This is a genomic window from Proteus columbae, assembly GCF_009914335.1.
GTDB lineage: Bacteria > Pseudomonadota > Gammaproteobacteria > Enterobacterales > Enterobacteriaceae > Proteus.
On sequence record NZ_CP043925.1, the window covers coordinates 1,153,770 to 1,174,986 of the forward strand.

Sequence of the window (21,217 nt, forward strand, 5' to 3'; positions counted from 1 at the left end):
GCTGAATTATTCTTAGGTGAAAAAAAGCTTAAGTGCCTTTTAAAAAATGATAAGTATTTAGTCATAAAGTTTATGTAATTATATAAAAAATTACTCAAGGATGATTTTTATATGCATAAATTTAAAAATAAAAGGATTAAATTGTTATTATTTTTATTGCTAATATTAGTAAGTAAAATGAGTTTTCCCAATATTAATAATAATGGTGTTGATAAAAATAATTGTTTTTTGATTAATGAAATAAAAATAGAAAATGCTGAGTTATTAAGTGGCAAAAAGCAGAATAAACTAACATCAAAATATCTATATCGATGTTTAACAGTAAATGACATACAGAGTATCGTTAATATTATAACAAATGAATATATTAAAAAAGGTTATATCACTTCACAAGCATTTATTTATCATCAAGATCTCACTAATAGTAAACTTACAATTAAAGTGATAGAGGGAAAAATAAAAGATATTTTTATTGATGATGCTCCATCTCGATTAGTCAATATTATCTTTCCATCGTACAAAGAAAAAAGATTTAATTTACGTGATTTAGAGCATGGGCTTGAACAGCTTAATCGATTAGCAACAGCACAATATACATTAGATATTAAACCTAGCGATAGTGTGGGATATTCTTCTATTTTTATTGTTCAAAACAATAAAAAATTGCCTTTTAAAAATCAATTAACCTTTGATAATTCAGGTACTAAAACAACAGGTAAAATTCTATTAGACAATACCACAACAATAGATTCGTTATTTGGATTAGGCGAACAATGGAGTTTCTCACTGAGTACAAATACAGATTTATCTCGTTCGCACTATTCTCGCTCTTATTCTGCAAGTGTGAATATTCCTTATGGATACTGGTTTTATCAGTATCAATTATCTTATCGTCAATCCTCTTATCCTTTCCTCAGTCATAATGTTCAACACGCTTATAAAAATAAAAATAGAGATCAGCAATTTGATATTAGTCGTTTAGTCTATCGTGATAATAAGCAGCGAATAATATTAAAGAGTTCGCTGAAACATAAAAAAGTAAGGACACAATTAGCACAACAAAAACTACGAATAAATAGCCCCACATTAACCTCTTTATCATTTAGCCCTCAATATAATTTAACACTCAAACGAGGATATTTAACGATTAGTCCAATGGTAGAAGTGGGGCTTTCTTTTTTTGGCGCATCACCTGATTATATTGCTGAAAACTCACCTCGTAGTCATTACCGAAAATTAAGCATAAATTTAAGCTATCAATATTTATTTATTAATAAATTTTCCTACATTACATCATTTTATGGGCAATATACGCCAGATAATCTTTATAGTGTAGAGAAAGTAGCGATTGATGGAATAAAAGCAGTCCGTGGATATAAAGAAACAAACTTGAATGCAAATAGTGGTTTTTATTGGCGTAATGAAATAAATACACCAAAAATAAATTACTTTTTAGGTGATGTTAATTTTATTTTTGCGCTTGATTATGGTGTTGCTTATTCAGATAAATATGAAACAAATAAGAATAAAGTAATTGGAAGTGCAATAGGTGCTTCTCTTTATCATTCCATTTTCTTTTCTCAGATATTAATTAGTAAACCGTTAATTTACCCAGAATCACTAAAATCAGATCACTGGTCTTTGTTTTGGTCTATTTCTTTGGCTATTTAAAATTTGGAGTTTTTATGGACGAAAAGGATATTTCTCGAAAACAGCGTTTAATTAGTTATAGCATTATTTATTTAACTGCTATTTACCCATTACATCCCGCTTGGAGTTCTGTAATTACTCCATCTGATAAAACAATAAAAATAAGTCAGCAAAATACCGTTCCTATTATTAATATTGCAACACCTAATGATATTGGTGTTTCTCATAATCAATTTCACTCTTTTAACGTCGGTAAACAAGGTGTTGTACTTAATAATGCAACAATACCTATTAATACTCAATTAGCTAAAAAAGTGAATGCCAATGCTAATTTAAAAGGTAATGCAGCGCATTTAATTATTAATGAGGTAGTGGGAAATGGACATTCACAGTTATTAGGTAAATTAGAAGTTGCAGGACAACAAGCAGACGTTTTAATTGCAAATCCGAATGGTATTACGTGTGATGGTTGTTCGTTTATTAATACCCCAGCAATTACGCTTACGACAGGAAAACCTCAATTTAGCCCTCAAGGTGCCTATTCAGCAATAGAAGTGAAAAAAGGCAGTGTTGTTATTGGTAAACAAGGTATGAATACCGAGCTGCAAAATTATGCTGATATTATTAGTCGTAGTATTGAATTAAATGGAAAAATAAACGCTAAAAATCTTTCTTTAATGCAAGGAAATAACCGTATTGATTTTGAAAAAGGAACGGTAAATAGCCTTAATGGAGAAGGTATAAAATCAACAATCTCTATTGATACTAAAGCGCTGGGTGGAATGTATGCCAATCAAATACGCCTAGTCAGCACAGAAAAGGGAGTCGGTGTTAATTTAAGTGATGTTCAGACAACTCAAAACAGTATGAATTTAACTGTTGATGGAAAAATTACCTTTAATGGCAATATTCAATCTGAAAAAGATATTAATGTTAGCAGTAAAGAACTACAAATTAATCGTGATACAAAGTTAAAAGCGAAAAGGGATATTACGTTAGCAACTCATGCGCTAACTAATCATAGTGAAATTATCTCAGAAAAAGATATGCGTTTATTTGCAGATAAGCTCACTAATAAAGGTGAAAAGGCAGTTATTCAAGCAAAAGATAATTTATGGATACAAAAAAATGCACAGGGTGATCCCAGTTCTTTAATTGAAAATCAATCCGCTACCATAAAAACAGAAAAGGGTGATTTGATTATTAGAACAAAGAAGTTGGTTAATGAATCTATTACACCTTTATTTAAAGAAATAAAACAAGAGCCTGATTCTAAACTCTCTATAAATATCGGTAATCATCTCCTCTCTCCTTTCAGAAGTCCTACGGATGATTTTCTTTTAGTTATTTTATTCCCTGAATTAAAAGATTTTTCTGATAAAAAATGGTTTGATATCTTAGATTTAAAAAATAATGGAGGAGTTAATGTAGAACGTTTATATTTTGAAAAAAGTGAACAATATGTTCCAAGTGTTATTTCTTCAGGGAATAACTTATATATACAATCTAATGAGTTTATTAATAATCAATCTAGAATTATTGCAAATAATAATTTAATTGCAACAGGCAGTAATGCAAAATTATATTACTATCGTTCTGGATATCTTAATAAATGGGATGTGTATTCTCATGATAATTCTCAGTTTTATTATCGTGATGATATAGTTAAATATAAACTTGATGAAGCTAAGTTCAATAAGATAAGTCATTTCGTACCTTTTGTGAAAACGGGGAGTCATTATGAATTTTCTGTAAATGACGTTTCTGATTATATAATAAAAGCAGGTAATAACTTAGTATTAGATTTTAAAAATAGTATAGATTTAGAGCGCAAGCTACCATCTACAGGAAAAGAAATAAAAAAATTCCGAGGATTATCAGGTTTTGAAAACGCTATATTAGCTAAGAATATATTGTTAAACGCTAATAATATGAATATTTCTTTAAATTTAACAGCGAAGGATTCCTTATCTATTATTGCTGATAAAAATATAAATATAAATAATTCAGAGTTATTAGCTGATGAAAATATAAATTTGACAGCGACTGATACTATAAATTTTGAGAATATAGATGTATCAGCAAAATATTTTACTACTACAACTAAAAAGGGAGATATTAGTCATTTATTTAATCCCACAACCTTTTATACTCTAAAAGGTGTTAAATCGCCATATATTGATATTTCTGAAAAAATAGATTTCCATTCTGGAAAAAGTATTTACATTTCAAATGTAATAATTAATAAACCTAATGAAATAAATTTATCTGCGCTAGAAGATATTAAAATAAATCGTGATGAATCTTTTCTTTTTAATTTAGTGCCTTTTATTAGAGATAGTGGATATATTCCAGGATTTTTAATTAATATGGGGATTTGGGAAAGTAATCACAATATCGTTTTTACTTCCGGTAAAGATATTATTAGTCAAGGAATAAAATATAATAGTAATAAAGCCATAATCTTTAATGCCGGACAGGATATTTTTCTTTCCTCTAAATCAATAAAAGATGCCGATCCTTTCTTTAGTGATATTCATTATCCTCAATTACAATCTAAATTATTTTCAGATAATAACCTTATTTTAAACACCGCTCGTGATATTGATTTAACTTCAACCATATTAAATTCAAAAGATAAAGTCATTGTATTAGCCGGTAGAAATATAAAGCTGGGTGCAAACGCTTATTCTGCTATCAAAGATCCCCATGAAAATGCTCAAGATATCCAGTATGCCACAGCAACGATAACTGGCAATAAAGGCATTTCTATTGCGTCATCAGGTACATTAATCACAGAAGGAAGTTCATTTAAATCAGAGGGTGATGTCACTATTTCAAGTGGTGACAATATTCAATTGGGATCAGTAAGAACGCATTTTCGTAAAGAGTCGGGTTCTTACTTAGAAGAACTTCGTAAACAAGTCAGTACTGAAATTAATAGTGGTAATAATTTAACATTATTATCTGAAGGCAGTATTTTATTTCAGGCATCAAAATTAACTGCCAATAAAGAGATTGATATCGCGGCTAAAGGTGGGTTCCTTTACGCGAAAGCGATGGAAGAATCGAGTTATTACAAAGAAGAAAAGAAAAAATGTAATAGGTGGACTTTGTGTATTACTAAAAAGAAATATACGAAAACATTTTATAACACCAATAATAAAGTCACCGAGTTTATTGCAAATAGCAATATTAATTTATTTGCTAAAGATGATATCACTTTAGAAGCTACTAAAATTGATACAGCAAAAAATGCCAAGTTAACCAGTAAAACAGGAAAAGTTAATTTTAAAGCAGTAAAAAATACTGCCTTTAAACAAGTTATTAGTGGAGGAAATGTTAAAGGTGCAATTATCGGTGGTTTGGCCGCTGAAATTGCGGCTATTTCGTTGGGTGATAACACTATTAAGGCTGAGGAGTGGCATAAAAAATCAGAATCACAAGCTCAATTTGTTAGGTTATTCGGTGGTATAGCAGGCGGTATTTTTACTGGTGAGCCTGGTGGTGTATATAGCGGTGCAAGAGGAGCTGAAAATAGTTTCCGTTACAATTATCTCTCTCATCATCAGCAAAAATTAATGGAGAAAGAATTATCTGCTGAAACTAATTATTTTAAAAAGACAGCAATTTATCTTAAATGGCTATCAGCAGATATAGGACAAGATACAGGGTTTAATGCAGGCCTTGTAGCAGGTATACCAACAGGATTGTATGAAACGATTGAAGGGCTCGCTTCTCTTGCTACAAATCCATTAGAAACATACCAAGCTATCAAAGCGGTTATTCAAAGTGATAATGCTTTCGATACATTAACTCAAGCGGTTAAACAATCTTATATCGATCGTATTGAAAAGCTAGAGGCAGAATATCAAAAAGCAGGTGTATCTGGTTCATTTAATGCGGGTGTTGAAAGTGGAAAACTCATTTTTGATCTCGTAGGCTTATTTGCTGGTGGTGCTGGAGTTGTGAAAGGAAGTTCTCAGCTTATAGCTAAGACATCAGCTAAGATTACCACAAGAAATAAATTGATTTCTTCTATAAAAAGTGGACAAGTAGGATTAAGTGATCCTGATGCAGTTGATTTAATAAAAGCTGATATGCTTAAAAACTTTTATAGCTATAAAGCTCCATCAGGTATTATTGCTGGTTATATAGACAAAAAGGGTATTTATTATGTAACGGAAGGTAACCATAGGATGGTTGCTGCAGTGGAAATATATAATGAAATAGGAGAAATAAAATATATTAATCAATTGTTAGATAATGGAAGCTGGACTAAAATAGAAAATCCTATAGTTGATTCAAAGCCATTACCGGTAAGAAAAATAAAGTGAGAATATATGACTAAAAATGAAATATACATAGATATGATGTATTGGATTTTGCCTCAATTAAGAAATATTCAGTCTAGAGGAATGATAGCAAAAGCAAAAGATAAATCTTGTTATTACGAATTACAGTTAATTCATAATTTACCCAAAAAAATACTTAATCAAGATTTTGATGAAAGTGATATTTCATTTTTAAATTTTCAAGCTAAAACATATACTGAAAAATGCAATTCAAAAATAAGTATATTATATGATGGTAATATCAAGTATATTAAAATGTTATTTAACTTGGTCCCTAATGAATTACGTCATCAATTACGATGGGATGGGCCTATCAATTAAATTGAGGATGTATGGGTTTATCTCTAATTTCAGAATGGGTACCAGGTTCATCTTATACGTATGCGTGGGTTGCCATGGATAATCAAGAGTATCTAGCAAAAATGTATAATAACAATAGTGGGTGGTTACCTAAAGCACTATTATCGATACCTGATATTAAATTATATTTGGATGATTTATCTGAATATATTGATGGTGAATCAGAAAAATACAACAATAAAATAAATAAGAATGCTAACTATATTGTTGATTTATATTCAAGTTATACTTATAAAAAATAATAAAAGAATTTGATTTTGAATTGAAAAAATGGGATGGGAATCATTCTGATGCGGGAATAGGGGCTAAAATGGGAATGTTTTATTTTGAAGCATTAGAGGGACAATCTATAGGAGAAGATTATCCCATTGGCTATGAAGGTGAAACCAAAATGGGTGACTATTTTCGTTTTATTGTTCCAACTATTTATGCAACGATAGAAGATATTCCTGAAGAGTTAAGAAAATATATTGTAGTTTCTGATAGTATTGATTTTACCAAAGATAGATTGCTCGATAACAATAAAATTAGCGATTATTTTACTCGCATGTATTCAGAATAAATAAATTAGCTACTAATTTTTAATAGAAATATTAATCAATCCAAAACCATTACTTAATATTATTTTAAAAATAATAATTAGGTGGTGGTTTTTATTTAAAAATACTTAAATGGATAAATATTCTGGAGAAAGGAAAGCGCTGAGATTTTACCAAGTTATGTTAAATCAAAAACTCTATAATTAGGTGTTCCTGCAAGAACAACCAAAGAATAATGGGATGTAATAAATATTCTTATAGAAAAATTATTGAAAAACCCATCCACAATTAAAACCGAATTATCTAGAGGTGGAATTGAATATAGATTACCTAATGGGCAAGGTGTTCGATATAATGCAGATGATTCTTTTTCCGGTTTTCTTGATCCTAAAAGAGGTAATAACTCATGATAGATTCTAACTTTGAAATCGATTTTGTAAGTGACAATAAATATGAGAATATTACTGTTGAAATTTCATATAAAAAACAAATGCTTTGTCAATTAAATAAAGATAGTGGAGCCGATAAAATAGAAATTGAATTTTTTAATGATAGCCGGTGTTTCAGTAAAGATGTGAAGCATAAATTTAATTTAGATAATTTTATGACCATTTTGAATAGTACCAAATTAGATTTAATTAATACCTGAATTTATTCCGCATTCTATTTAAAAATATAGATAAAACCATCACTTAATATTATTTCTAAAATAATAACTAAGTAATGGTTTTATTTTTTTATTGAAAAGCAACCATACTAATAATTAACACAGTGTGGCGACAATCACCTGATCGGCATTAAATAAAGCCGTTACGCTGTCATTAATATGTAGTTTTTGCTCTTTAACATGCTGATTAGAACAGGTGGCACACACTTCTTGTCCGCCTTCTAATGTCACCACTAATTCGCTGTTTTCACTGCCCGTTTCAATTTGAGTCAACGTGCCTGAAAGAGCATTATCATATTGTTGTGTTAAAGATGAGCCTTTTTCAATATTGACCCATGGCGCTTTAATTAAGATCAGTACTTCTTTGCCTTTTTTTAGACCTAAGCGGTCTGCACTTTTTTCTGTTAAAGCCGCACGAATAGTCGTTTTTCTATCTGCAAGTTGCACATTAACATGCTGTTGAACTTGAAGATTATCACGCTCAATAATCGTACCGAAAAACTGGTTTCTGGCACTCGTTTGTAATGAAAAGCGAGAAATCGCCGCTAAAAGGCTATCAAGAGGGAGTGAATCGTCTTTCAATACATCAAAGGCTTTTTGCTGAATTTGACCTAGCAGATCGTAAAGTTGAAGTAAGCGTTCACAATAATGAGTAAGGGTTGCACCACCACCGCCTTTGCCGCCCGTTGCTCTATCAACAAGAAGTTCGTCTGCGAGTTGATTCATTTCATTAATGGCATCCCAAGCACTTTTATAACTAATGCCCGCCATTTTTGCCCCTTGGCTAATTGAACCTGTCGCTTTGATCTGTTTTAACAATGCAACGCGACGAGGATCGGCAAAGAGCTTATCTTGAAGTTTAAGGGTTAATAATATTTCTGCTTGCATAATGATAGGCTTCTTCTTTTTTTGTGTGTTTATCGCATTTTTTGTGCCGACACAAAGCGATAATTCTCTAGAATATATACAACTATAGCGTTATTATTCGTTATTCGTGAAGAAATGCCAACTCTGGCTTTCCGAATATACCATGATAAAGAGGTTATCATGCTTGAATTATTGAAAAGTTTAGGGTTCGCTCTCTTGATGGTACCTGTTGTAATGGTACTCATTATGGGCATTATTTATGGTTTAGGTGAAGTGTTTAACCTGATTTCACCAAGTCAGCCAAAAGCAGACAAAAAATCATAAAATCTCCCTCCCTGATTTAGAATAGCCCTTTATATTGAAGGGCTATTTTTTTGCTCACTATACTCGTCATACTTCAAGTCATAGCGTTGTTGACTGCTCATTCGCACTAGTCACATACTTATGGATGCTCCTAGCGACTCATTCACTTGTCGCCTAGCTGTGACTTGAATTATTTAGAGTATATAGCCTTTTTTCTATTTGTTTTTTTACCCTCTATTTTTATGGTTATATTTATTGATATATAACCTGTTTCTCACATCTAATCCTTTCATTTTACGCTGTATCTTGGTATATACAGCGTGGTCATCCTTTAATTTAAGTGGAATTAGAACATGAAAAAATTATCAGGTAAGTTACTTGCTGGTGCGGTTATCTCTTTTGCTTTAGTCAGTCAAAGTTTTGCATCGGAAAAAGTAACGGTATTTGCGGCCGCTTCTCTTACCAATGCTCTTAATGAAATTTCGGCACAATATAAGCAAGAAAAGCAAACTGAAGTGGTTGCATCTTATGCATCTTCTTCAACGCTAGCTCGTCAAATTGAACAAGGCGCACCTGCAAATCTGTTTATTTCAGCAGATCAGCAGTGGATGGACTACGCAATCGATAAAAATTTAATAGTTGCAGATTCACGTCATACACTATTAGGTAATGATTTAGTACTCATTGCCCCTAAAGATAGTAAATTAAATGACGTTGTTATTAATAAGGAAACCAAATGGAAATCCTTACTTAATGGCGGAAAATTAGCTGTTGGCGATCCGGATCATGTGCCTGTTGGTATCTATGCTAAAGAATCATTAGAATATTTAGGTGCATGGGATACAGTAAGCCCAGAAATGGCTCGTACTAATAACGTGCGTAGTGGTATGGCGCTAGTTGAACGTGATGAAGCACCATTAGGTATCGTATACGGTTCTGATGCGGTTGCGAGTGATAAAGTGAAAGTGGTCGGCGTATTCCCAGCTGATAGCCACAAACCTGTTGAGTATCCAATGGCAGTTGTAAAAGGTCAGGACAATAAAGCAGTTCGTGATTTTTATGACTATCTGAAAACACCTCAAGCCGCAGAAATCTTTAAGAAATACGGCTTTAGCCCACTGTAGGAATTATACTTTTGGAGATGTTAAGTGAATACGAATGGCAAGCTATCATACTAAGCCTTAAGGTATCGACTGTCGCAGTTATTATCAGTCTACCTTTTGGCATTTTTATGGCTTGGCTTTTAGTTAGGGTACGTTTTCCCGGTAAATCATTGCTGGATAGCATTATCCATTTGCCTTTAGTTCTGCCACCTGTTGTGGTCGGTTATCTTTTACTGATCAGTATGGGGAGACGCGGATTTATTGGTGAATGGTTGTATAACTGGTTTGGTTTTAGCTTTACCTTTAGTTGGCGAGGCGCAGCACTTGCATCCGCAGTAGTTGCATTTCCACTGATGGTAAGAGCAATTAGACTAGCATTAGAAGCTGTCGATCAACGCATGGAGCAAGCGGCGAGAACCTTAGGGGCTTCGCCATTGCGAGTCTTTTTTACTATCACGTTACCTTTGTCTATGCCAGGGATCATCGCAGGAATTGTGTTGGCATTTGCGCGCTCATTGGGAGAATTTGGCGCAACAATCACTTTCGTCTCCAATATTCCGGGGGAAACAAGAACCATTCCTCTGGCAATGTATACCTTGATTGAAACACCGGGTGCGGAAATGGATGCCGCCCGTTTATGTGTGATTGCAATTATTTTGGCGCTCGTCTCTTTAATGGCTTCAGAGTGGCTAACTCGTTGGGGTCGTAAAAGATTGGGGGGCGTATGCTAGAGATGAATTTTAAACAGACGCTAGGATCACTGCGTCTGGAAGTAAATACTGAACTGCCAACAGAAAGTATTACGGCAGTTTTTGGTTTATCTGGTGCGGGTAAAACTTCACTGATTAATGTGATTGGCGGGTTAACCAAACCAGATTCAGGGCGGATTGTATTAAATAATCACACACTGGTTGATACTGAAAAGAAAATTTATCTGCCACCTGAAAAACGTAAAGTGGGTTATGTATTCCAAGATGCACGGCTGTTTCCTCATTACACAGTGAGAGGAAATCTGCTTTATGGTATGTCACCGACAATGAAAGTGCAGTTTGATCGCATTATTTACTTATTAGGCATCGAACATTTACTTTCGCGTTTTCCTATCACCTTATCAGGCGGTGAAAAGCAACGTGTTGCTATTGGACGAGCGTTGCTGACAGCTCCTGATATTATGCTAATGGATGAACCTTTAGCATCGCTTGATTTACCGCGTAAACGTGAGTTACTGCCGTATTTAGAAAAGCTCTCTCAAGATGTACAAATTCCTATTTTGTATGTGAGCCATAGCCTTGATGAAATTATTCGACTTGCAGATAACGTTATTGTGATGGATGCAGGAAAAATTAAGGCGACAGGTAAGCTGGAAGATGTATGGGCAAGTAGTGCATTACGTCCTTGGTTACAAAAAGAGACGTTAAGCAGTATTGCCAATGTCATGGTGGTAGAACACCATAGTCATTACGATATGACGGCAACGGCTTTTGGTAATCAAGTGTTGTGGTTGCCTCAAATAGAGGCGAAAATCGGTCGTGATGTGCGTGTGCGTATTGATGCTTCTGATGTGTCATTAACAACGACTCGCCCATCCAATAGTAGTATTCGTAATATTTTGCATATGAAAGTGGTTGAAACCATTAAAAATGATGGCCAAGTTGATGTGAAACTTGTCAATGATGGCAATTATTTATGGGCGAGGATCACGCCTTGGGCAAAAGATGAATTAAATATCCAAGAAGGGCAATGGCTTTATGCGCAAATAAAAAGTATTTCGCTAAGTCGCCATCTTTGATTTTTTAGTTGTATTTGTTGAGAAAAAAACCTCATCTTTGATGAGGTTTTTTTCTTTTGGGTGATGTAAAAATAGGGCTAAGACAGAATATATTTATGGATAGTCTCTGCAATACCTGGTTGTGAGTTTACTTTTGTGACCATTTTGGCGCGTGCTTTTACTTCATCTGAGGCATTACCCATTGCAACACCTAAGCCCACATGTTCTAACATACTAAGATCATTAAAATTATCACCAAAGGCAATAACATCATTCATACTCATGCCATTTGCTTCAACCCAGCGTTGTAAACGACGACCTTTGCTGTTGCCTTTTTTGGCGATATCAACTTGATCAATCCAAGACCATTCACACTCTAAGCCCACTTGTTGCTCAATTTTCTCAACTAAAGTACGCAATTCATCGTGATCAGGCGTTGTAGTGGCTATTTTCCAAATTGCATTAACATCATGCATGGCTTTATAGAAATCATCGACTTTAACGAGATTAGGGCGTTGTGCGATAGGTAATGTTTCTGACCATTTTAAAGTGCGTTGAACAGGGGAGGATAATTGGTCATAAAGCATTGCATCGTCGGCATAAACCAAGTGATGGATATCGGTTTGTTTAACGAGATCTAATACAGCTCTGGTTTCTTGTGTAGTTAGTGGATCAGACTCTAATACTTTTTTACCAATATAATCATAAAGGTAAGTTCCATTACAGCAGATTGCAGGGGTATCAAGATCGAGCGCTTGATAGAATGGATGAATAGCAACATGATGACGACCTGTTACAATTAAAACTTTAACGCCTGCTTTTCTTGCAAGATTGAGTGCTTCTAAAGATTCTGGCAGGATACGTTTTTGGTCATCAAGCAGTGTGCCATCAAGATCCAAAGCAATAACGCGATATGACATAAATAAGCCCCTTGATAGTATTAAGATGCAATGGTGTTGATGTTACACGTTAACCAATAAAAGATAAACTAGCTTAATCGTTACAATTAAACGTTAGTTATTATATTATTCTTTATAAATCAATGGGTAATGTGTTTTAAGGAGAAGGGATGAAACAGGTAGTCTACGTAGCAAGTCCAGAGAGTCAGCAAATTCATGTTTATGCGTTAAACACCGAAGGTGAAATGGATTTATTGCAGGTTGTTGAGGTTGCAGGGCAAGTGCAACCAATGATTGCAAGTGCTGATGGAAAATACCTTTATGTGGGTATTCGTCCTCATTTTAGTGTGGTGACATTTGCGATAGCTTCTGATGGTCAGTTAGAACAAAAGGCGACAACGTCAATTCCAAGCACGCCTGTCCATTTATGCTTAGATAAAACAGGGCGCTTTTTGTTTGTTCCTTCTTATCATCAGGGTAATTTAGCTGTTTTACCTATTAATGCGAAGGGGATCCCTCAATCACCTATTCAAATTATTGAAGGCTTAAATAAGCCTCATTCATCTAACATCGATTGGAATAATAAACAACTGATTGTGCCTTGCTTAGGTGAAGATCATATCCGTTTATTTGATTTATCAGAAGACGGTCGTTTAACAGAAGCGGGTACTGACGAGCTAACAACAGCACAAAATGCAGGTCCTCGCCATATGGCATTCCATCCTAATGGTGATGTGTTTTATTGCCTTAATGAATTAGATGCGACAATCAATATATATCGTCGTATGGGTGATTTATATCGCTTAATGCAAACGGTGGATATCGTCCCTGAAACTTTCAACAGTACTCGTTGGGCGTCAGATATTCATATTACACCAGATGGTCGTTTTCTTTATGCAAGCGAACGTTCTGAAAGCTTTATTTGTGCGATGACAATTTCAGAAGCGGGCGATTATTTGCAACCTGTGGGTTATTACCCTACACAAACACAGCCTCGTGGCTTTAATCTTGATAATACCGGAAATTATCTGATTTCTTGTGGTCAAAAATCAGATTTTGCATCGGTTTCTCGTATTGATAAACACACTGGTGCATTAACTGAGTTAGCGTGTTACCCAGTAGGTAAAGGCGCTATGTGGGTTACCGTTGTGACGAAGTAAAGATTACTGTAAACCTCTAGCAAAATATTTCCTTGCTAGAGGTTTTATTTTTTATAAAAGGTTTATGAGAGATTAACAACTTTCTCAATAGTTTGAGTGAGTTTAGTGAGGTTTTCTGGCGGCATAATAAATGGCGGCATAATATAAATCAGCTTACCAAAAGGTCTTATCCAAACGCCTTCAGCAACAAAGATTTTTTGTAATTTTGCCATATTAACAGGCTCATGCATTTCAACCACACCAATCGCGCCTAATACGCGTACATCTTTAACACTTTTAGCCTGTTTTAACGGTAATAGCTCGCATTTTAATTGTTTTTCAATTTCTGCAACTTGGTTTACCCAATCACCTTTTGCTAATAGAGATAAACTGGCGTCTGCAACAGCACAAGCCAAAGGATTTCCCATATAAGTAGGACCGTGCATAAAGCATCCCGCATCACCTTGACTGATGGTTTCGGCAATATGACGCGTAGTTAAGGTTGCTGATAAGGTCATATAACCACCCGTTAATGCTTTACCTACACACATTATATCTGGCGATATTTCAGCATGTTCACAGGCAAACAGCTTACCTGTTCGACCAAAACCAGTGGCTATCTCATCTGCAATGAGTAGTACATCAAACTCGTCACACAGTGCTCTTGCATGCTTTAAGTATTCAGGATGATAAATTCGCATTCCACCAGCACCTTGAACAATGGGTTCAAGCATAACGGCAGCAATTTCTTGATGATGTTGCTCTAGTGTTGAGCGTAATGAGTGGATATCAGCGGGCTCCCATTCTTCATAAAAACCTGTTTTTGGCGCATCCACAAAGAGATGATTAGGCAGATAACCTTTGTAAAGACTGTGCATGGAGTTATCTGGATCACACACTGACATGGCACCAAATGTATCGCCATGATAGCCCTGTTTTAACGCCACAATACGTTGGCGTTTTTCACCTTTAGCCTGCCAATATTGCAAAGCCATTTTAAGCGCAACTTCAACAGCAACCGAGCCAGAATCTGCGAGAAATATGCATTCAAGAGGCGCTGGTGTTATCGCTAATAATTTTCGACAAAGTGATACTGCTGGTGGATGAGTAATGCCACCAAACATCACATGAGACATATTGTTTAGCTGTGTTGTAACGGCATTATTGAGTTCTGGATGATTATATCCATGAATTGCTGCCCACCATGAAGACATTCCATCAATCAGTTTTCTACCATCGGCCAAGACTAATTCAACGCCTTTTGCACTGACGATAGGGTAAGCAGGTAAAGGATTACTCATCGAAGTGTATGGATGCCAAATGTGGCGTAAATCGAAAGCGATATCTTCAGGTGTCATTATATTTTTCACTTAATCATGTAAACCAATGGTGATCAATTTTAGTTGACATGATAACCCTATTATTTAAACTGGCAATCACTTTTAAACAGGAGATTGTATTGTGAGCGCACTAAAACGTTGGACACTAAAAGAAGCCAGAGCATTGTTTGATATGCCATTTTTAGATTTGGTTTTTCAAGCACAACAAGTTCATCGTCAACATTTTGACCCTTCACAAATCCAAGTGAGCACTTTGCTTTCTATTAAAACAGGGGCTTGTCCTGAAGATTGTAAGTATTGTGCCCAAAGCGCGCGGTATAAAACGGGATTAGAAAAAGAGCGCTTAATGGAAGTACAGCAAGTGATTGAATCTGCGAAAAAAGCAAAAGCGGCAGGTTCAACACGTTTTTGTATGGGTGCGGCATGGAAAAATCCGCATGAGCGCGATATGCCTTACCTTGAGCAAATGGTAAAAGAAGTTAAAGCGCTGGGTATGGAAACCTGTATGACACTCGGCAAATTAGATGATTCACAAGCTAACCGATTAGCAGATGCAGGACTGGACTTTTATAACCACAACCTTGATACCTCACCTGAATTTTACGGCAGTATCGTGACAACACGCACCTATCAAGACCGTTTAGATACGCTTGATAAAGTGCGTAATGCGGGTATTAAAGTGTGTTCTGGCGGAATTTTAGGGTTAGGCGAGGAAGTTAAAGATCGCGCTGCAATGCTGGTGCAATTAGCCAATTTGCCACAGCCTCCTGAAAGTGTACCTATTAATATGCTTGCCAAAATAAAAGGGACACCACTTGCAGATAATGAGGATGTCGATCCTTTTGATTTTATTCGTACTATCGCCGTTGCTCGTATCATGATGCCGCGTTCTTATGTGCGTCTTTCTGCTGGGCGAGAGCAAATGAGTGAACAGACACAAGCATTTTGCTTTATGGCTGGGGCTAACTCTATTTTCTACGGTTGCAAATTATTAACGACAACCAATCCTACTGAAGATAAAGATCACCAATTATTCCGCAAGTTAGGCCTAAATCCAGAGCGGTTAGCGGTATCAATGGGCGATAATCAGCAAGAAGAAGCGCTAATGCACGCTGTTGCTAATAAAGACACTGAACAATTTTATAACGCGGCACTGTAATGAGCTGGCAAAACTATTTAGATGAAAAACTTAATGTGCGTAGAAATACGCCATTATGGCGAAAACGCCAAGTGATAAATCATTCTAATGGGCGCTTTCTAACCACGATATCAGGCGAAAAGTATCTTAATTTTTCAGGCAATGATTATTTAGGTATTAGCCAACATGCCGATGTGATTAACGCATGGCAACAAGGTGCGAATGAATATGGTGTGGGGAGTGGCGGTTCAGGGCATATCACAGGGTTTACACAAGCTCATATGCAATTAGAACAGCATCTTGCAGATTGGTTGGGTTACGATAATGCGCTGTTATTTTCATCAGGTTATAGTGCCAATCAGGGCGTTATTTCGGCATTACTTGAAAAAGAAGATATCATTATTGCTGATAAACTTTGCCATGCTTCATTAATGGAAGCAGCCGCATTATCACCCGCCACGTTGTGGCGCTTTTTGCATAATTCGCCAGATTCTTTATCTCAACGACTCAATAAAACGTCTGCTAATAAAATCCTAGTGGTGACAGAAGGGGTATTTAGCATGGATGGCGATCAAGCGCCATTAAGAGAAACTGCATTAATAAGCCAAAAGCATCATGCTTGGTTAATGGTCGATGATGCGCATGGTATAGGTGTTTTAGGTAAACAAGGCCAAGGCAGTTGTGATGACGTGGGTATTAAACCTGAATTATTGGTTGTAACTTTTGGTAAAGCTTTTGGAGTGAGTGGGGCGGCTGTGCTTTGCAACAAGCCAACTGCTGAGTTTTTTGAACAATATGCTCGCCATCTCATTTACAGTACCTCAATGCCACCGGCACAAGCTGTGGCTTTAAATTCCGCACTGAATGTGATTAAGCAAGCTGATAGTGAGCGGGAATATCTTCAACAATTAATTTATACCTTTCGCCAAGGTGTTGCTTCGCTCCCTATTAAATTATTGCCTTCGCAAACTGCTATTCAACCCGTTATTATTGGTGATGAACAATTGTGCCAAACACTTTCAGATTATCTGCAATCTAAAGGGCTTTGGGTAAAAGCAATCTTTCCACCTACCGTACCTCCTCAAAGTGCACGTTTACGAATAACGTTAACGACTCGCCATCACCTTTCAGATATTAAGCTGTTAATCGAGACGCTTCATGCTTTCTTCAGTCAAAACAGATAAACAACGTATAGCTCAAACATTTAGTAAAGCTGCGATTCATTATGATAATCATGCCAATATTCAGCGCTATAGCGGCAATAAATTAATGGATTTAACACGTCATGATAGTGGCAACATTGTGTTAGATGCAGGGTGTGGAACGGGATATTTCAGTCAAAAATGGAAGCAACAAGGCAAGTTTGTTATTGCGCTTGATTTATCACATTCAATGTTACAAGTGGCAAAACAGCAACAGCGAGCCCATGGCTATCTACAAAGTGATATAGAGCACTGTGCGATTACGCCACAAAGTGTGGATATTGTTTTTAGCAATTTAGCGATGCAATGGTGTGATGATTTATCTGTTGCCGTTAAAACGTTAATGAACACTGTAAATGTGAAAGGATCACTTTATTTTTCAACACTTGCCACGTCGACATTACAAGAAGTCAGAGACGCTTGGCAATCGCTTGATAAGCATGAACATGTTAATCCCTTTTTATCCCCTCAAGATATCGAGAAAGCCTGTGCCGGTTTTCATTGCCAATTTTCTACCGAAACTGTCACAGAACAATATGATTCATTACATGCGCTCTTTGCTTCTTTGAAGGGCGTTGGTGCCAATTTTGTGCAAGGTGATCGCCAAAAAGGCTTGATGACACGACAAAAACTCCATGCATTAGAAAATGTATGGAAAACAGAGTCAGGAAAATATTTACTCACTTATCAAATTGTTATAGGAAAAATATCTCATGGCTAAAATATGGTTTTTAACAGGTACAGATACCGAAGTGGGTAAAACGGTTGTGAGTAGCGCATTATTACAATGTGCGGCACATCAAGGATATCAAACTGCGGGCTATAAACCTGTTGCATCAGGAAGTGAGTGGCTAAATGAAGGTTTACGTAACTCGGATGCGTTAACATTGCAAAAATTCAGCACAGTAAAATTAGAGTATCACCGCGTTAACCCTTATTGCTTTGAAACGCCGACATCGCCGCATATTGTCAGCCAAGAAATGAATCAGCCTATTGATTTTGATGTGATGTCAGAAGGCTTGTCTTACTTAAAGCAGCAAGCTGATTGGGTTTTAGTTGAAGGTGCTGGTGGTTGGTTTACTCCACTGTCAGAAAATCAATTTTTCTCTGATTGGGCTATCAATGAAAAGCTATCTGTTATTTTGACTGTAGGTGTTAAATTGGGTTGCATTAATCATGCGTTATTAACGCAACAAGCAATTATTCAGTCTGGTTTAACATTGGCGGGTTGGGTTGCAAATGAAGTTGAACCTGCGGGGCGATATCAGAAAGAATATTTGGCAACATTAAAACAGCATATTAAAGCACCACTCTTAGGTAAAATACCCTATTTAAATGAAGTAAAAGAGCATAATTTCACTCCTTACCTTGATCTTTCTTGTTTAAAACTAAGTTGATAGACCGTTTTTAAGTAAATTATAAAAGTCTATTTTTTATACCAATAAAAAAATAAAAAAAATAAATTTCGTCAATTTTGAGGGATATTTTAAGATGGAAAAAAAGACGTAACCTACCGAGAGATAACAACTTTGTGTAGTTATCCACTATTCCTGTGGATAACCTTGTGTATTACCATTATAAAAATACGCTAAATAGAGAGAACACAAGGCATTGCTAAAGATTGGCGTTATTCTCAACTTTTATTTTTAATTCTTATATATCAATTAATTAAATAAAATCAATAGAGAGACTGGTGTTGGTGTGTTCCTTTGAATAATTCATTAAAAAGGGGGTTGCTTTTTGGAAAAATCCCAGTTCCAAAACTGGGGATAACTTATGCTAATTATTCAGACAAATTTTATCAGATAGAGATTGAAGCTGGATTTTTATCCAGTATTATAGGGAGGGTCAGCGAGGAGAAGAAAATATGAGCAAAGATTTCAAACTGCATTCTGAATTTAAACCAGGTGGTGATCAACCTGCCGCTATTGCCTCACTCTGTGAAGGATTAGATGATGGTCTTGCTCATCAAACTCTTTTAGGGGTAACAGGTTCAGGTAAAACTTTTACGATTGCCAATGTGATTGCCAATCTAAATCGTCCGACTATGGTGTTAGCGCCAAATAAAACATTGGCGGCACAGCTTTATAGTGAGATGAAAGAATTCTTCCCTGAAAATGCAGTGGAATACTTTGTTTCTTATTATGATTATTATCAGCCAGAAGCGTATGTTCCAAGCTCTGATACCTTTATTGAAAAAGATGCTTCTGTTAACGAACATATCGAGCAAATGCGCTTATCTGCTACTAAAGCCTTGCTAGAACGTAAAGACGTCATTGTGGTGTCATCCGTGTCAGCCATTTATGGTTTAGGTGATCCCGATAGCTATTTAAAAATGATGCTTCACCTGACTAACGGCATGATAATCGACCAGCGTGCCATTTTACGCCGTTTAGCTGACTTACAATATACTCGTAATGATCAAGCCTTTCAGCGGGGCACATTTCGTGTCCGTGGTGAAGTGATTGATATCTTTCCTGCTGAATCTGATGATTATGCATTACGTGTTGAACTATTTGATGAAGAAGTCGAACGCCTTTCACTGTTTGACCCTTTAACGGGGCAAATTCACTACAATGTGCCTCGTTTTACTGTTTATCCTAAAACGCACTATGTCACACCTCGTGAACGTATTCTTGAAGCGATGGAAGAAATCAAAAAAGAACTCGCAGATAGACGCAAAGTACTTTTAGCTAACGATAAACTTGTTGAAGAACAACGGGTGACACAGCGTACTCAATTTGATCTCGAAATGATGAATGAGTTGGGATATTGCTCCGGTATTGAAAACTATTCACGCTATTTATCAGGTAGAGGCCCCGGTGAGCCACCACCAACCCTATTTGATTACCTTCCTGCTAACGGTTTACTCGTAATTGATGAATCACACGTTACTATTCCTCAAATTGGTGGAATGTATAAAGGCGACCGTTCCCGTAAAGAAACCTTAGTTGAATATGGCTTCCGTTTACCTTCTGCGCTTGATAACCGTCCATTACGTTTTGAAGAGTTTGAGGCGTTAGCACCACAAACGATTTATGTTTCAGCAACACCGGGTAAATATGAACTTGAAAAATCGGGTGATGAAATTGTTGAGCAAGTTGTAAGACCAACAGGTTTACTTGATCCGATTGTTGAAGTGCGGCCTGTGGCAACACAAGTTGATGATTTACTTTCTGAAATTCGTATTCGTGCAGCGAAAAACGAACGTGTATTAGTAACAACACTGACAAAACGGATGGCAGAAGATTTAACGGAATATCTTGAAGAGCACGGTGAACGTGTTCGCTATTTGCACTCTGATATTGATACGGTTGAGCGTGTCGAAATCATTCGTGATTTGCGCTTAGGTGAGTTTGATGTATTAGTGGGTATCAACTTACTCCGAGAAGGTTTGGATATGCCAGAGGTCTCTTTGGTGGCGATCTTAGATGCTGATAAAGAGGGTTTCTTACGTTCAGAGCGTTCATTGATTCAGACAATTGGTCGTGCGGCTCGTAATCTTGAAGGTAAAGCGATTTTATATGGCGATAAAATTACCGATTCAATGGCAAGAGCAATAAGTGAAACTGAACGTCGTCGTGAGAAACAGCAACAGTTTAACCTTGAGCACGGCATTGTGCCTAAAGGATTAAATAAGAAAGTTGGTGATATTCTCAAGATTGGTCAGCCTTCTCAGGGACGCAATAAAAAAGGGCACAAAGCAATAGAGATTCATGATAATTATCCGTTGTTATCAACGGCTGAATTGGAAAAAGAGATCCAACGTTTAGAAGCCGAAATGTATCAATATGCAAAAGATCTTGAATTTGAGAAAGCGGCGAGTACTCGTGATAAGTTGCAAGCGTTACGTGCTCAATTTATTGCTAACTCTTAATTAGAGAAAT

The 21,217-nt window shown here is 36.0% G+C and carries 18 protein-coding genes and 1 pseudogene; 16 read left to right on the top strand and 3 right to left on the bottom strand.

Annotation, left to right across the window (positions count from 1 at the left end):
* The first annotated feature begins 111 nt into the window (after positions 1-111).
* From F1325_RS05345 to F1325_RS05370, 6 genes and pseudogenes are all read left to right on the top strand, one after another.
* Positions 112-1,671 carry a ShlB/FhaC/HecB family hemolysin secretion/activation protein gene (locus tag F1325_RS05345; RefSeq protein WP_160230079.1) on the top strand — a complete coding sequence of 520 codons (1,560 nt, stop codon included), beginning with the start codon at positions 112-114 and terminating at the stop codon, positions 1,669-1,671.
* Between the two features lie 14 nt (positions 1,672-1,685).
* Positions 1,686-4,982: pseudogene (locus tag F1325_RS05350) on the top strand (filamentous hemagglutinin N-terminal domain-containing protein); the annotation flags it as partial.
* 1,011 nt (positions 4,983-5,993) lie between these two features.
* Complete coding sequence (locus F1325_RS05355; RefSeq protein WP_109373966.1) at positions 5,994-6,326, top strand: zinc ABC transporter substrate-binding protein; 333 nt, start codon at positions 5,994-5,996, stop codon at positions 6,324-6,326.
* 11 nt (positions 6,327-6,337) lie between these two features.
* Positions 6,338-6,607 carry a hypothetical protein gene (locus F1325_RS05360; protein WP_109373967.1) on the top strand — a complete coding sequence of 90 codons (270 nt, stop codon included), beginning with the start codon at positions 6,338-6,340 and terminating at the stop codon, positions 6,605-6,607.
* A 20-nt stretch (positions 6,608-6,627) separates the two neighbouring features.
* The gene (locus F1325_RS05365; RefSeq protein ID WP_160230081.1) at positions 6,628-6,927 is read left to right on the top strand and encodes a hypothetical protein; all 300 of its coding nucleotides are present in this window, start codon (positions 6,628-6,630) and stop codon (positions 6,925-6,927) included.
* A 383-nt stretch (positions 6,928-7,310) separates the two neighbouring features.
* A complete protein-coding gene (locus tag F1325_RS05370) occupies positions 7,311-7,553 on the top strand; it encodes a hypothetical protein (RefSeq protein WP_160230082.1) in 243 nt (80 codons plus the stop codon).
* A gap of 114 nt (positions 7,554-7,667) precedes the next feature.
* Here F1325_RS05370 and modE read toward each other — a convergent pair whose 3' ends face one another.
* Positions 7,668-8,459: a molybdenum-dependent transcriptional regulator gene (gene modE, locus F1325_RS05375; protein ID WP_109373969.1), complete on the bottom strand. Its 792-nt coding sequence runs from the start codon at positions 8,457-8,459 to the stop codon at positions 7,668-7,670.
* 159 nt (positions 8,460-8,618) lie between these two features.
* On the opposite strand from modE, the gene F1325_RS05380 reads away from it, so the two are divergent.
* The 4 genes from F1325_RS05380 to modC all read left to right on the top strand — a co-directional run bounded on the left by F1325_RS05380 (position 8,619) and on the right by modC (position 11,633).
* On the top strand, positions 8,619-8,762 hold the full coding sequence (locus F1325_RS05380) for an AcrZ family multidrug efflux pump-associated protein (RefSeq protein ID WP_071788544.1): 144 nt from the start codon (positions 8,619-8,621) through the stop codon (positions 8,760-8,762).
* Between the two features lie 332 nt (positions 8,763-9,094).
* Positions 9,095-9,865 (top strand): molybdate ABC transporter substrate-binding protein, encoded by a 771-nt coding sequence (gene modA / locus F1325_RS05385; protein WP_160230083.1) that lies wholly within the window; start codon positions 9,095-9,097, stop codon positions 9,863-9,865.
* Positions 9,866-9,882: 17 nt separating this feature from the next.
* On the top strand, positions 9,883-10,575 hold the full coding sequence (gene modB / locus F1325_RS05390) for a molybdate ABC transporter permease subunit (RefSeq protein WP_160230862.1): 693 nt from the start codon (positions 9,883-9,885) through the stop codon (positions 10,573-10,575).
* The gene (modC, locus tag F1325_RS05395) at positions 10,569-11,633 is read left to right on the top strand and encodes a molybdenum ABC transporter ATP-binding protein ModC (RefSeq protein ID WP_109373972.1); all 1,065 of its coding nucleotides are present in this window, start codon (positions 10,569-10,571) and stop codon (positions 11,631-11,633) included. Before modB ends, modC begins: the two co-directional genes overlap by 7 nt.
* Positions 11,634-11,710: 77 nt before the next feature.
* On the opposite strand, the gene F1325_RS05400 is transcribed toward modC, so the two are convergent.
* Positions 11,711-12,532: a pyridoxal phosphatase gene (locus F1325_RS05400; protein WP_109373973.1), complete on the bottom strand. Its 822-nt coding sequence runs from the start codon at positions 12,530-12,532 to the stop codon at positions 11,711-11,713.
* 149 nt (positions 12,533-12,681) lie between these two features.
* Here F1325_RS05400 and pgl point away from each other — a divergent pair, with 149 nt between their 5' ends.
* Positions 12,682-13,671 carry a 6-phosphogluconolactonase gene (pgl, locus tag F1325_RS05405; protein WP_109373974.1) on the top strand — a complete coding sequence of 330 codons (990 nt, stop codon included), beginning with the start codon at positions 12,682-12,684 and terminating at the stop codon, positions 13,669-13,671.
* Positions 13,672-13,733: 62 nt separating this feature from the next.
* Here pgl and bioA read toward each other — a convergent pair whose 3' ends face one another.
* Positions 13,734-15,008, bottom strand: a complete 1,275-nt coding sequence (bioA, locus tag F1325_RS05410) for an adenosylmethionine--8-amino-7-oxononanoate transaminase (protein WP_109373975.1) — start codon at positions 15,006-15,008, stop codon at positions 13,734-13,736.
* Positions 15,009-15,111: 103 nt separating this feature from the next.
* Between bioA and bioB the strand changes: the two genes are divergently transcribed.
* From bioB to uvrB, 5 genes are all read left to right on the top strand, one after another.
* Positions 15,112-16,149, top strand: coding sequence for a biotin synthase BioB (gene bioB, locus F1325_RS05415; RefSeq protein ID WP_160230084.1), 1,038 nt, complete (start codon positions 15,112-15,114; stop codon positions 16,147-16,149).
* Entirely contained in the window at positions 16,149-17,312 is a 1,164-nt protein-coding gene (bioF, locus tag F1325_RS05420; protein ID WP_160230085.1) for an 8-amino-7-oxononanoate synthase, read from the top strand. The genes bioB and bioF overlap by 1 nt, the downstream gene beginning before the upstream one ends.
* Complete coding sequence (gene bioC / locus F1325_RS05425) at positions 17,287-18,051, top strand: malonyl-ACP O-methyltransferase BioC (protein ID WP_160230086.1); 765 nt, start codon at positions 17,287-17,289, stop codon at positions 18,049-18,051. Before bioF ends, bioC begins: the two co-directional genes overlap by 26 nt.
* Positions 18,044-18,727 (top strand): dethiobiotin synthase, encoded by a 684-nt coding sequence (bioD, locus tag F1325_RS05430; RefSeq protein ID WP_160230087.1) that lies wholly within the window; start codon positions 18,044-18,046, stop codon positions 18,725-18,727. Before bioC ends, bioD begins: the two co-directional genes overlap by 8 nt.
* A 470-nt stretch (positions 18,728-19,197) precedes the next feature.
* Positions 19,198-21,207 carry an excinuclease ABC subunit UvrB gene (gene uvrB / locus F1325_RS05435; RefSeq protein ID WP_160230088.1) on the top strand — a complete coding sequence of 670 codons (2,010 nt, stop codon included), beginning with the start codon at positions 19,198-19,200 and terminating at the stop codon, positions 21,205-21,207.
* Positions 21,208-21,217: the final 10 nt, after the last annotated feature.